This is a genomic window from Terasakiella sp. SH-1, assembly GCF_004564135.1.
GTDB lineage: Bacteria > Pseudomonadota > Alphaproteobacteria > Rhodospirillales > Terasakiellaceae > Terasakiella.
Genome location: NZ_CP038255.1, coordinates 436,745 through 449,628, shown reverse-complemented (window position 1 = coordinate 449,628; position 12,884 = coordinate 436,745). Strand labels below are relative to the sequence as shown.

The 12,884-nt window shown below is 46.2% G+C and carries 12 protein-coding genes; 8 read left to right on the top strand and 4 right to left on the bottom strand.

The genetic code is table 11. From position 1 onward, the window contains the following. Positions 1-33: 33 nt before the first annotated feature. Complete coding sequence (locus tag E4K71_RS02045; RefSeq protein ID WP_135075826.1) at positions 34-960, bottom strand: metalloregulator ArsR/SmtB family transcription factor; 927 nt, start codon at positions 958-960, stop codon at positions 34-36. Positions 961-1,377: 417 nt separating this feature from the next. On the opposite strand from E4K71_RS02045, the gene E4K71_RS02040 reads away from it, so the two are divergent. Together E4K71_RS02040 and E4K71_RS02035 are read left to right on the top strand one after the other, a co-directional pair. Beyond that, on the top strand, positions 1,378-2,184 hold the full coding sequence (locus tag E4K71_RS02040; RefSeq protein WP_135075823.1) for a VacJ family lipoprotein: 807 nt from the start codon (positions 1,378-1,380) through the stop codon (positions 2,182-2,184). A gap of 12 nt (positions 2,185-2,196) precedes the next feature. After that, positions 2,197-2,844 (top strand): ABC transporter substrate-binding protein, encoded by a 648-nt coding sequence (locus E4K71_RS02035; protein ID WP_135075820.1) that lies wholly within the window; start codon positions 2,197-2,199, stop codon positions 2,842-2,844. Here E4K71_RS02035 and E4K71_RS02030 read toward each other — a convergent pair. Beyond that, positions 2,841-3,494, bottom strand: coding sequence for a pseudouridine synthase (locus tag E4K71_RS02030; protein ID WP_135075817.1), 654 nt, complete (start codon positions 3,492-3,494; stop codon positions 2,841-2,843). The genes E4K71_RS02035 and E4K71_RS02030 overlap by 4 nt on opposite strands. Positions 3,495-3,782: 288 nt before the next feature. Between E4K71_RS02030 and E4K71_RS02025 the strand changes: the two genes are divergently transcribed. Then, positions 3,783-4,403: a cell wall hydrolase gene (locus tag E4K71_RS02025; protein ID WP_135075814.1), complete on the top strand. Its 621-nt coding sequence runs from the start codon at positions 3,783-3,785 to the stop codon at positions 4,401-4,403. 144 nt (positions 4,404-4,547) lie between these two features. Further along, positions 4,548-4,955, top strand: coding sequence for a hypothetical protein (locus tag E4K71_RS02020; RefSeq protein ID WP_135075811.1), 408 nt, complete (start codon positions 4,548-4,550; stop codon positions 4,953-4,955). Between the two features lie 159 nt (positions 4,956-5,114). Here E4K71_RS02020 and E4K71_RS02015 read toward each other — a convergent pair whose 3' ends face one another. Continuing rightward, positions 5,115-7,265 carry a PAS domain-containing hybrid sensor histidine kinase/response regulator gene (locus E4K71_RS02015; protein ID WP_135075808.1) on the bottom strand — a complete coding sequence of 717 codons (2,151 nt, stop codon included), beginning with the start codon at positions 7,263-7,265 and terminating at the stop codon, positions 5,115-5,117. A 236-nt stretch (positions 7,266-7,501) separates the two neighbouring features. After that, positions 7,502-9,181 (bottom strand): energy-dependent translational throttle protein EttA, encoded by a 1,680-nt coding sequence (gene ettA, locus E4K71_RS02010; RefSeq protein ID WP_135075805.1) that lies wholly within the window; start codon positions 9,179-9,181, stop codon positions 7,502-7,504. A 153-nt stretch (positions 9,182-9,334) separates the two neighbouring features. Between ettA and E4K71_RS02005 the strand changes: the two genes are divergently transcribed. The 4 genes from E4K71_RS02005 to E4K71_RS01990 are packed head-to-tail and all read left to right on the top strand — an operon-like array spanning position 9,335 to position 12,878. Next, complete coding sequence (locus tag E4K71_RS02005) at positions 9,335-9,706, top strand: response regulator (protein ID WP_135075802.1); 372 nt, start codon at positions 9,335-9,337, stop codon at positions 9,704-9,706. Between the two features lie 25 nt (positions 9,707-9,731). After that, a complete protein-coding gene (locus E4K71_RS02000) occupies positions 9,732-11,873 on the top strand; it encodes an exonuclease domain-containing protein (protein ID WP_135075799.1) in 2,142 nt (713 codons plus the stop codon). 11 nt (positions 11,874-11,884) lie between these two features. Then, positions 11,885-12,673 carry a metallophosphoesterase gene (locus E4K71_RS01995; protein ID WP_135075796.1) on the top strand — a complete coding sequence of 263 codons (789 nt, stop codon included), beginning with the start codon at positions 11,885-11,887 and terminating at the stop codon, positions 12,671-12,673. A gap of 25 nt (positions 12,674-12,698) precedes the next feature. Next, positions 12,699-12,878, top strand: a complete 180-nt coding sequence (locus E4K71_RS01990; RefSeq protein ID WP_135075794.1) for a hypothetical protein — start codon at positions 12,699-12,701, stop codon at positions 12,876-12,878. Positions 12,879-12,884 lie beyond the last annotated feature (6 nt).

Genomic DNA, 12,884 nt, shown 5'->3' with positions numbered 1-12,884 from the left:
TGCTGACATGCAGATTTCATCATCAGTTTGTATCTATTGTTTCGTCGCAACCCAAACAGTGACTGTTAAGGGGTTGCCGGGAATTTGGCAAATTTGGGAAATACTCAACCCGCTTTCTTCACACAAAAGGGACAGTTCACTTTCTGAAAAGCCCAGTCGGCGGTGCTGATATTCACTACGTAAATTTTCTTCTTCATGAGGGGCAAAATCGACGATCGACAATTTACCACCGGAGCGCAGAACACGAGAAGCTTCGGCAATCGCGCGCGAAGGTTCATCTGTATAATGCAGCACCTGATAAATACTCACCAGGTCAAAACTTTCTGCACTAAAGGGCACCTGATACATATCACCTTGACGAACCGCACAATTGCCATAGCCCCCCTCTTCCAGATTGGCCCGTGCAATGGAAAGCATCTCAGAAGATAAATCAATGCCCCATCCCTGACGGATATGGGGGGAAAAAACTTCCATCATGCGCCCCGTACCTGTCCCAATATCCAGAAAGTCTTGCGTCTGATCAGGGGCAAGTGTTTCAAGCAAAATGGTCTCAACTTCTTTATCATCGGCATGCAACGCCCGAATTTCTGCCCAACGTTGTGCATTTTGACCAAAGAAATCAGCAGCCTTTTGCGCCCGCTCACGTTTAACTTCCTCCAAACGCTCACGATCACGCAATAAAACCTCATCTTCTTTGGGGATCAAATCGACCAGCTTGCGCACAAACCCGGCCTCCACCTGATCTATGGCAAGACGGTGAAAGACCCAGCTACCTTCACGCAAGCGCTGTAACAGACCAGCTTCACACAACAACTTAAGGTGACGCGATACACGCGGCTGACTTTGACCTAAAATGTGAACCAGCTCAGACACTGTCAAATCACCCTGGGCACACAAAGCCATCACCCGCATACGCGTAGGCTCCCCCAAAGCTTTCAGCGCTGTTAGTATCCTGTCCATTTCTTAAAACCTAGCCTCTTGTAACTTGATTTAAGATATAAACATATCTTTATATGATTGCAAGGGTCATTTAGGGTGTAACTCATAAAATAGACTTGTTTGGCGGAGATGTATTTGAGGGTAGACATCCAGTCCTTTACGGGATTTCCCAGAAATATAGGCAAGGCTATTTTATGAGTTACCCCCTAACACTGTGATAAAAGTGCAACAGCCAGAAAGGAGTGATGATTTTTTCATTGTTTCCAGTGCTGGTATTTTAAGCTACGCTATGGTAGTTCATTGATTGGTTTTGCATATTAACAGACAGAATGTTTGTATTAACATGTGCGGACCCAGAAATAGATACAATTTGATTTAAATCCATAAGTCATTGTCTTTATTACTGAAAAGCGAAAACAAAAAAGAAATCGGTGTAGAATGACAAAGCCCGTGACGCAAAAAAGTTTGATGAAAAAACTTGGTGGAATCGCTGCTGTTGCTGTGATTCTCTCAGGCTGTGCCAGTCAACCAGAAGCTGTTGATGAGGTAAACGACCCGCTGGAAGGCGTAAACCGTGCGGTTTATGGTTTCAATGAATTGGTCGATACTTGGTTCATGCGTCCTGCGGCAACACTTTATCGTGCATTTCTGCCGCCACCTGTGCAGGAAGGCATTCACAATATGCTGTCCAACCTCAGCACACCGATTGTTCTGCTGAATGATATTTTACAAGGTGAAGGCGAACGCGCCCTGAACACGGCCTCGCGTTTTGCCATTAATACCACCGTTGGTGTCCTTGGCTTTAACGATGCTGCCGAAGACATGGGCTTTAAACGACACAGCGAAGATTTCGGCCAAACTCTGGCTGTTTGGGGTGTTGGCGACGGTCCATACATTGTTCTGCCGATCTTTGGCCCCTCCAGCCCACGTGATACTGTCGGCTTGGTCGTTGATTATTTCACAGACCCGATCAATGCCTGGGCAAACAATACAAACCGTGATGGCTTCCCCACTGGCCGCTCTGTTGTAAGTGCTGTAGATACACGTGCTTATTATTATGATGCGCTGGAAGACATCAAAAAGAACTCCCTTGATCCTTACGTTGCCATGCGCAGCTTCTATATGCAACGCCGTCAGGCTGAAATCATGAATAGTGATGCGCCGAAAGTAAAGGCAGCTCCAAGCCTGTCCTTTGATTTTGAGGCCCCGGCCCCCGGTGATGAAGAAATCACCGAAGCACGTTAAGGACCACGCCTAATGATGACACGTCGTTTTTTTACCATTGCCCTTCTATCTGCATTTTTAACATTAAATGCAACAGGTGCCATTGCGAAAGATTTTGCCAAAGAGGCTGAGGGTTTTGTCCAAACGATGGCTGACAAAGCCATGCATTCTTTCCGCACGATTGAAGATGATGCCGCCCTGCAAAAAGAATTTCGCATGATCTTAAACGATGGCTTTGATGTACGTGCCATTGGCAAATGGGTTCTGGGACGTTATTGGCGAAAGGCGAAACCTGCGGAAAAAGAAGAATATCTCAAACTTTTCGAAGATTTCATCATTGTCACCTACGCCAACCGTTTCAAAGATTACTCAGGGAAAAATATCACCCTGAAAGTCACCCAATCCATGGCAAAAAATGACAAAGATGCGATCGTACGTTCCAAGATTGATCGCCCCACAACCAGTGAACCTGTCATTGTTGACTGGCGTGTTAAGGCGAACAAAGAAGGGAATCTGAAGGTTGTTGATGTTCTCATTGCTGGTGTAAGCATGAGCCAGACCCAACGTTCTGAATTTGCCTCTGTCATCAAACGCAATGGCGGTAAGGTCAATGGGTTGATTGATGCGCTGAAGAATAAGACAGCTCAATTGATTGATAGTGTTGATCAAGCAACAAACTAAAAATCAGCCGAACATTCAAACCTCATTATCTCTTCTGTCTGTGGATGGAAAATTTCAAGCGCCTGGGCATGCAAGCACAGGCGTTTTGCTTTTTTGACAACGGTTTGCGGGGCATAGAAACGATCGCCTAAAATAGGATGTCCCAACTCCTTACAATGCACACGTAATTGATGAGAACGCCCCGTAATCGGGGTCAATTCAAGCCGCGTTATCCCCTCTTCACAACGCTCTAATACACGCCAAAAAGTCTGTGCTTTTTTCCCCTGTTCAAAATCAACCATCTGCAACGGGCGGTTGGGCCAGTCACACCTCAGCGGTAAATTTATTTCTCCTTCCTCTTGCTCCACATAACCATCAACCAGACAAACATAGCTCTTGGATGTTTGCTTGAGTTCAAACTGTTTGGACAGAATCCGATGCGCCTCTTTTTGCAGTGCAAAAATCATCACGCCGGATGTATCCATATCCAGACGGTGAACGGTTTGAATCGAGAAAAAACTCTCCCTTAAGCGTGTTTCCAAACAGTCGCGATGCTCCAGCGCACGCCCGGGAACAGACAGTAATCCACTAGGTTTATTCACAACTACAATAAAATCATCAATATATAGCGGATCAGGCAAATCGGCCGGAGGGTTATATTCAAAACTCATGACACAAGCAGTTTAGGATTATTAAAAGCTTGACAACTCTACGCATACTTTAAAAATCATGCAATATCAGATGGTTAATCTGTGCTATTTTTGCAACGCAACATAATCTTGACTTCATCTGCAGTTTTTCATATATCTACCCCGCGCATAAGAGGCGCTAATGCTGTCCGACCCCTTGGTGATCTTCGAAAAATAAAAATAGGTCACGCCTAACTGAGACGCAATCAACCTGAAAGTGCTGGTTGCCCAATCGTCGGACCTGTAACTGAAACAGATGTGGATAGATACATGCGTTCGATGACATCACTCACGGCTACGCCCTTGGGACGACTACTGACAATCACGACAGTAAGTCTATGCCTTTTTTTGGGTGTTACAGGCTTTATCCCCTGGGATGAATATCATCAGGACAAACGCCCGGCCTCGCAAGCTGATAGTTTTGCCCGCCAGTATAACAGCATTACCTCCCATAACCTGGTGGTCGATACCAGCGAACTACGGTGCCTTGCCCTCAATATCTATTGGGAATCCCGTTCAGAATCTCTGAACGGTCAACTGGCTGTTGCCGGGGTCACGATGAACCGTGTTGCCAACAAAAAATTCCCCGATACCATCTGCGGTGTTGTGAAACACAGCCGCAGCGCCCGCCTGCACCGTTGTCAGTTTTCCTGGTATTGCGATGGTAAAACAGATACCCCGAAAGAACTGGAAGCCTGGCGCAATGCTCAGCAGGTGGCCCGCCTCTATCTGGCCGGTATCTATACTGACCCTACATCCAATGCCTTGTGGTATCATGCCGATTACGTCAACCCAAGCTGGGCCCATAAAATGACACGCACCGCCAAGATCGGTCGCCATATTTTTTATCGTGCGCTTGTACGTGAAACAGCAAAACTCAACTTAAACTAAACATTACCCATAAGGGGACATACGTAGTACATAGCACAAACGTATAAGTTTTTATCCCAATAGAGTACACGCAGTGGCTTGACCTAAATCTCATCACGTTTCATACTGTTTAAAGGTAAACAACCATGAGGAAGCAACGTGCTGATGACCACAGATGATCTCAACCCGCATATCTTACTGGAAATGTACGGGGCTGAGCTTGCACAAGACTTCTTGTTTGACCTTCTTGAAGATGTGGAAGAAGAAAGCTATCGCGCCCAGATCGAAGCTGCTGTACAAGACTTGATGGACTTGATCGCAACTGACGAAAAACATCAGTTTGCAGAACCTCAAGACAATTTCACAACAACACTGGAAAAATTACCTCCTGTCTTTGATAAAGACTGTGTGCAGGTCTGGCTTTTTGATGATGCTTTCATCAGCTACAATAAATTGATTGGTCATTATCACGGCTATCGCAAGGTCAACGGTAAAACCTTCCGCTTACCTGTTGCCGAAGTGCGCCATTACCGTGAATTCATCAATAACCCGATGAAGCTGCTGCAAGATTAATTTTACAGTCCTTGGGCCACCTACGCCTTTTATGAAGGAGAAGCATACTCTTATGCGTTCTCTCAAATCACCACGTTAATTTTAACGTTACGATGTGGTGTGAATTTCGCTTGAAATAAGCGATCAAAGCGTGAGCCCTTCTTACTTTTGAAATGGATATCAATCCCCATCCATTTTTAAAATATGGACATCTTCATCCATTACTTTGTTAATCGTTAGAACAAGCTGCCCCCAGTCTAATGGCTTACTGACATAAGCGTCCATACCGGCTTCAAAATAGCCTTCTACATGCTCTACAACAGCATCTGCCGTTGCGGCAATGATTGGGATCTCTTCTTTCCCTTCCCCTAAGGAACGGATCATTCGTGTTGCAGTGGGGCCATCCATTTCAGGCATGCGCACGTCCATCAAAATAAGGTCATACTCATTTGTCTTATGCATTTCAACAGCCTCAACCCCGTTATGGGCAATACTGACCTGATGGCCAAACTTCTCAAGAAACTTCTGAATCACGATTTGATTGATACGATTATCCTCAGCAAGCAATACATTCAAATTTCGCACTGCCTTATAATCTGTACCTGAATGATGGCGGTCTTGTTGAACAGGTTTGCCTTCCACAAAAGGAAGGGTAAAGCAAAATGTACTTCCCTTACCAACAACACTTTCCACACCGATTTGACCACCAAGCAGTTCAACCAGATGCTTGGTGATCGTCAGCCCAAGCCCCGTTCCTTCATATTTACGGGAAATAGAGGCATCAGCTTGTGTGAATTCTGTGAAAATGGACCCAAGCGTGGCATCATCCATACCAATCCCTGTGTCAGATATCGTGAATTTCAGGAAAGATCTCTCGTCATTCTCCCTAACCTGTTCGCATCGAATTAAAATCTCACCTGCCGGGGTAAATTTATAAGCATTTCCCATCAGGTTGACCAAAATTTGGCGCACACGGGTTGGGTCTGAGTTTATAGAAGAGGGGATCTTGTCAGAAATATTGATATTCCAGCCTAAATCCTTTTCCCCTGATCTCTTTTTACTGAATAGACTCGCCACTTCATCAACCATTCCCCTGAGATCAAAATCAAGTCGCTCCAGCTCCATTTTACCAGCTTCAAGCTTAGACATATCCAAAACATCATTAATAATACGCAAAAGAGAGCTGGTTGAATTTTTAATACGCTCAACCTTAAGCTTACTTTCTGCGGAGATATTATCATCCAAAAGCAAATCTGAAAAACCAAGAACTCCTGTTAAAGGGGTACGAAGTTCATGGCTAATCGCAGCCAAGAACTGGGACTTCGCCTTATTGGCAGCTTCGGCCTCATGCATACGCTCTGCGTCTTTTAAAGCATCACGCAGTTGTAATTCGGCTTCTTTTTGTTCTGTAATATCCTGTACTGTCCCAACGGATTTAATCACATTGCCATCACTGTCGCGTTGATGTTCACCCACCTCATGAACCCAGCGCGTTTCACCATTATCCTGTCGAATGATACGATGTTGAATATCATAGGAAAAACACCCCTCAACGGCACCTTTATAGTGTTCGTTAACATAAGCACGGTCCTCAGGATGGATCGTATTCAAAAACGCCTCGTAATCTGGCGAGAACTCAGTCTTATCTGTTCCGAAAATCTGGAATATTTCATCTGACCATTCCAGAGTATTGGTTTTCAAATCCAGTGACCAGTTCCCAAGCCGTGCGATTTTTTGCGCCTGCTTCAAACCAGAGGCGAGGACGGTTTGCTTTTTCTCTATACGAGAAATCAACACCGCACTAATAAGAGCCCCCAAAAATAAAAGAATTAAAACCAACAGCGAGAGTGTAACAATCTGTTGCCTGTAATTATGTTCTTCTGATTGCATCTGGAGATTAAATGATTTGAGCTGCATTTGAATATCAGTAAAAAGCTCGTCAAACTCCTGGTCAATCGGTGAACCTGTATAAGATAACAAACGGCTTGCATGACGTTTCAGAATGACCGATCTAAAAACCTGAAGGTCTGATAAAACAGCCTTAAACTGAAGACGCGGTTCATCCCCTGTGAGAGGTTGAATTTCGCCCGACTCTATGGCCCCACCAGCAAGAATTAGATCACTATTGATGATTGAGCGATCAACAATATCCAACACACTTTCCAACGAAACTGTTTTGTCACCCGATATAAGTTCTTCAAACCATAAGTGAGCTTCAACCAGATTGTTTCTGATTTCATAAGTGGTCTTAACGATTGGCCCATAATAATTGACAATATGAAGCCACTTACTGCCGATAAAGAAAACGGCAATAACAACTAAGGCCATCATGAAAGCAATCAATTTGGTGATTGGAGATATAGATATAAATCGCACGTTTAGAACCGACACCAAGCTTAGAGTTAGAAGAAACTTAAAGTGGAAATAAAGATACTCTAATTAATATGGTTAAGCCATTTATAAAGCATGAATTTCTAACGTTCGCCCCTCACTTTTATCTGGGTCAGCCCCAAAATAAAAAAGGCAGCCCGAAAGCTGCCTTCTTTTTATTCGCTTATTCAGCCTGACTAGCGTGTCAACGGCTTGAACTTAATACGGTGCGGCTGATCAGCATCGGCACCCAAACGGCGTTTGCGATCGGCTTCATAATCTTCATAGTTTCCTTCAAACCACACGACTTCAGAGTTGCCTTCAAAGGCCAGAATGTGAGTGGCAATACGGTCAAGGAACCAGCGATCGTGTGAGATCACCACCGCACAGCCCGCGAAATTTTCCAAAGCTTCTTCCAGTGCACGCAGTGTATCCACGTCCAAATCGTTGGTCGGCTCATCGAGCAACAGCACGTTGGCTTCTTCTTTAAGCATTTTTGCCAAATGTACACGGTTGCGCTCACCACCAGACAGTTGACCAACTTTCTTTTGCTGGTCGCCACCCTTGAAGTTAAAGCGTGATACATAGGCACGTGACGCCATCGAGCCTTTGCCCAATTCAATCACATCCAAACCATCGGAGATTTCATCCCACACGGTCTTATTGTCATCCAGACTGTCACGCGACTGGTCGATATAACCAAGCTTCACCGTTTCACCAACCGTGAATGTCCCGGCATCCGGTGTTTCCTGACCTGTGATCATACGGAACAAAGTTGTCTTACCCGCACCGTTTGGTCCAATAATCCCAACAATACCACCTGCTGGCAGGTTGAATTCAAGGTTTTCATAAAGCAGTTTATCGTCAAACCCTTTAGCCACACCTTCAGCCTTGATAACCACATTACCCAGACGCGGCCCTGGCGGGATAACGATTTGGGCATTGTTGATCTGCTCTTTAATATCTTTATTGAGCAGTTCATCATAAGCCTTGATACGGGCTTTGGATTTGGCTTGGCGCGCTTTCGGGGATTGCTTGATCCACTCCATTTCGTGAGCCAGTGTTTTCTGGCGAGAAGCTTCTTCTTTGGATTCTTGCTCCAAACGCTTCTGCTTCTGCTTCAACCATTCAGAATAGTTGCCTTCATACGGAATAGCGCGACCACGATCCAATTCCAGAATCCAGCCTGCCACATTATCCAGGAAGTAACGGTCATGGGTGACGGCCACAACAGTACCTTCATATGTTTCAAGGAAACGCTCCAGCCATGCAACCGATTCTGCATCCAAATGGTTGGTCGGTTCGTCAAGTAGCAGCAGGTCAGGCTTTTCCAACAAAAGCTTACACAGGGCCACACGGCGTTTTTCACCACCAGAAAGCTTATCCACAGACCAGTCACCCGGTGGGCAACGCAGCGCATCCATGGCAATCTCGATCGTACGTTCGATTTCCCAACCGTTTGCCGCATCAATTTTTTCCTGCAATTCACCTTGTTCAGCCAGCAGGTTATTCATTTCGTCATCGTCCATGGGTTCCATGAATTTGGCAGAAATTTCATTGAAACGATCCAGGTCAGCCTTGGCATCACCCAATGCGTCCATCACGTTTTCAGCAACGGTTTTTGTCGCATCAAGCTGAGGTTCCTGTGGCAGGTAACCAACTTTTGCCCCTTCGGCAGCCCAGGCTTCCCCATTATATTCCGTATCAAGGCCCGCCATGATTTTCATCAGGGTAGATTTACCCGTCCCGTTGTGACCCAACACACCGATTTTTGCGCCCGGTAAGAAAGAGAGAAATACATTCTCAACAACTTTCTTCCCGCCCGGATAGACCTTGGACAGGTCCTTCATGACATATACGTATTGATAGGAAGCCATCGTGCTTTTATATCCATAGTAAGAATGAGAAACAGAGTTTCTTGTCTTTTAGCAGGACTACATCGCTATGTCATGTGCATAAAAACATGTTATGATGTAAAAATAAGGATTATAAAAAATCCAAAGAATACTTTCGGGAGGCACGAAACCAATATGACCAAATCGGTCCTGATTGTGGATGATGAACCCAATATCGTCCTATCACTTGAATTTCTGATGACACAAGCCGGCTATGACGTGCGCATTGCACGCGATGGCAACGAAGCACTGGAATCTGTTGTGGAAAAAACACCGGATTTAATTCTGCTTGATCTCATGATTCCGGGACGTGACGGCTATGACGTCTGCCAGACCTTGCGCCGATCTGAAGAATGGGCCGCAATTCCAATCATTATGCTGACCGCCAAGGGCCGTGAAGTTGAAAAAGAAAAAGGTCTTGCCTTAGGTGCCAATGATTATGTCACCAAACCTTTTTCAACCAGTGAACTGACAAAACGCGTAAAGGAGCTGTTAGGAGACGTGTAAATAACGTCTCTGACAAGTGGGGAATATGCTCAGACGCATTTCAAAACTCAGCCTTCGTGTACGCACCCTTCTGTTTTTTGCCCTTTTATGCGTTTGCATCACGCTTGTGATTGCCCTGACCTTCAGTTTTGCCTTTGATCATATTCAAACACATAACGACCCGGCCACTTCGCTTTTTCTCTTTGGGTTGGGCGCGGGGCTTCTCTGTACCCTGTGCATTATTGCCATTGGGGTCCTCTTTGACATCAATATCGCCAGTCCTATTCAAGGCTTGATCCGCGATATTCAAACGATCTTGCACAGCAATCACGATCATTCCATCGAAGTCAATTCCGGGCGTTATCTGGACCACCTGCCAGAAACCGTGCGTGATCTGGCCCGTCAATATCGCAAACAACGTATCGAAGTTGATAAGGCTATCAGCGATGCCACAGCCCAAACAAACGAACAAAAACGGACATTGGAAACGGTCTTAAAGGACCTTTACGAAGGAGTGATTATCTGCAATCTGAATAATCAGGTTCTGCTTTATAACCAAAAGGCCCTGTCTTTACTGCATGTCAGTGGTGATATTGGCCTGGGGCGTTCCCTGTTCAGCGTGATTGATCGCCCGCCACTCATGCACAGCTTGCGTCGCCTGCGCAACCGGCTGGCTGAAAAACGCCACCACAACCATCCAGAAGGGTTAAGCACCTCGTTTGTCTGCGCCACATGTGATGGGCGCTATACGCTGGAAGCACGCATGACCCTGACATTGGACCCGGATGAACATATCCCGCAAAGCTATGTTCTGACCTTTGAAGATGTCACCGACGACCTGACGGCCCTTGGGAAACGGGACCATTTATTGCGCGAGACCACCGAAGGCTTGCGCCAGCCTGTTGCCAACCTGCGTGCTGCTGCTGAAATGCTCAACACCCCTGAGGAGATGGCACCTGAACTGCGCGAGCGTTTTCAACAGGTTGTTCTAAAAGAAAGCCTTTCCCTATCTGCCCGGATTGATGAACTGGCCAACGAATATCACGGCCTTGCCACCAGCCATTGGCCCATGGCCGATATTTATTCGGCCAATTTACTCAGCCTTGTCTCTCTCAGATTGAGTGACGAGCAAAACATCAAAGCTGTCATGACCGGGATTCCCTGCTGGCTGCATGGCGACAGCCATTCCCTGTTGCTGGCTCTGGATCAAATTGTTCATAATATCCATCAGGCTACAGGAGCTGGAGAGTTCGATCTTCAAAGTTCCAGCCGGGAAGATCGCATCCATATAGATATCATCTGGGAAGGAATGCCGTTAAGTTCGGCTGAAATCGACAGCTGGCTCGATATCAATCTGAAAGAATCCATCGGCGGCATGAGCCTGCGCGATATTCTGGAACATCATCGCTGTGCCATGTGGAGTGAAAGCATTGACGCCACACGGGCACGTATTCGCCTGCCTATGTTGGCCGCCCATCGCCCCATTGCGGACCGCACCAGTGAGGAACTTCCCGCACGACCTGAATTTTATGATTTCGGCTTGCTCAATCAGCCCAGCGCTATTTCCGATGAACTGGGCAATTGCCCCTTAAGCGATCTGCCCTTTGTTATTTTCGATACGGAAACCACGGGATTAAAACCCTCCCAAGGCGATGAAATCATCGCTATTGCCGGTGTGCGGATCGTGAATGGCCGGATTTTAACAGGGGAATCCTTTGCCCGCATGGTCAATCCCAAGCGTAAAATCCCCAAGGCTTCCATCAAGTTTCATGGCATTACCGATGAAATGGTCAAAGACAAACCACCCGCACAAATCATCCTGCCCCAATTCCATGATTTTGTCGATCAGGCCGTTCTGGTTGCCCATAATGCAGCCTTTGACATGAAATTTCTTGAACTCAAAAAAGACGATTGCAATATCTCTTTTGACCAACCTGTTCTTGACACCCTTCTGCTGTCCGTCATTTTACATGATCATACAGATCAACATTCACTGGATGACATTGCCAAACGTTTCGGTATTGAAATTGAAGGACGTCATACTGCCATTGGCGATGCATTGGTGACAGCCGGTATTTTCCTGCGTATGATCCCCATGCTGAAAGCCCGTGGCATTGAAACCTTGAATGATGCCATTGAAGCGAGTAAGAAAGTGGTCGAAGTCAGAGCACAACAAGCTGAGTTTTAAAAGGCGCTTACGTGGAAATTGTTAGAAAACCCTTCCCGATCCCCGGTACACCGGACAAAGATGTTTGTCTTGTCGCCATTGGGGATATTCACGGGCGCTATGACCTGCTGCGAAAAGCCATTCCCTGTATTCGCAAATCTCTTCCCCAGGATGCCAAGCAAGTCGACCTTGTCTTATTAGGTGATATTCTTGATCGTGGTGACGCCGCCATCGAAGTCATCGACTATATTCGGGAAGGCATTGATGACTGGAATATCATCCCGATTTTAGGGAACCACGAACAGCTTCTCTTGCGTGTTTTAAATGCCAGTGATGCGGCCTATCGCCCGACATGGCGGATGTGGCGTGGCAATGGCGGTCTCTCAACTTTGGAAAATCTGCAAATTGAAATTCCGCCCATTGCCGATATCTCAGCAGCCTCTCATAAAAAGGCCCTGATACAGGCGCTTCGCCAAGAACGCATTGATTATATTCAAAACTTTTATCCCTTTTATCGCAGTGGCAGCATTTTATGCGTTCACGCTGGTGTTGACCCTCAAAAAACGCTGGAAGAAAATTTCAGTTCAGACCGTTTATCCCAACACCCCAGGCATTGGGCCTGGATCAGGGATGGCTTTTTGGATCATGACGGCCCTTTTCCTGAGGGTGTGTTTGTTGTTCATGGTCATACAGTCATCCCCGGCCCCAAACTGGAGCCCCACCGCATCGGACTGGACACCGGGGCCTGCCTGCATGGCGTGTTAAGCGGGGCGATTTTCTTTAACCACGAGATGACGATCTTTCAGGTCACATCCGACTAACTTTCATACAGGAGTTCTTATTCTCATGAGATATCTTGCCTGGGTCATTATGGCCGTTGTTTTTCTCGTGACTTTCGTCGTCACTGAAGACCTGCTCACAGCCTTTGCTGCTGAACTTCTGGCTGTCTTCCTCATGCTGATTTTTGCCAAGCAGTTCTTTTTTGGTGATGCGACAAACAAAGACCAGGCTGAAAAACGCGAGTAATCTCGT

Bases quoted from the DNA above. Each gene is read 5' to 3' on its own strand.
- E4K71_RS02040 (WP_135075823.1), top strand. From the start codon at position 1,378: ATGACAAAGCCCGTGACGCAAAAAAGTTTGATGAAAAAACTTGGTGGA.
- E4K71_RS01990 (WP_135075794.1), top strand. From the start codon at position 12,699: ATGAGATATCTTGCCTGGGTCATTATGGCCGTTGTTTTTCTCGTGACT.
- E4K71_RS02045 (WP_135075826.1), bottom strand. From the start codon at position 960: ATGGACAGGATACTAACAGCGCTGAAAGCTTTGGGGGAGCCTACGCGT.
- E4K71_RS02000 (WP_135075799.1), top strand. From the start codon at position 9,732: ATGCTCAGACGCATTTCAAAACTCAGCCTTCGTGTACGCACCCTTCTG.
- E4K71_RS02020 (WP_135075811.1), top strand. From the start codon at position 4,548: ATGACCACAGATGATCTCAACCCGCATATCTTACTGGAAATGTACGGG.
- E4K71_RS02025 (WP_135075814.1), top strand. From the start codon at position 3,783: ATGCGTTCGATGACATCACTCACGGCTACGCCCTTGGGACGACTACTG.
- E4K71_RS02005 (WP_135075802.1), top strand. From the start codon at position 9,335: ATGACCAAATCGGTCCTGATTGTGGATGATGAACCCAATATCGTCCTA.
- ettA (WP_135075805.1), bottom strand. From the start codon at position 9,181: ATGGCTTCCTATCAATACGTATATGTCATGAAGGACCTGTCCAAGGTC.
- E4K71_RS02035 (WP_135075820.1), top strand. From the start codon at position 2,197: ATGATGACACGTCGTTTTTTTACCATTGCCCTTCTATCTGCATTTTTA.
- E4K71_RS02030 (WP_135075817.1), bottom strand. From the start codon at position 3,494: ATGAGTTTTGAATATAACCCTCCGGCCGATTTGCCTGATCCGCTATAT.
- E4K71_RS02015 (WP_135075808.1), bottom strand. From the start codon at position 7,265: ATGATGGCCTTAGTTGTTATTGCCGTTTTCTTTATCGGCAGTAAGTGG.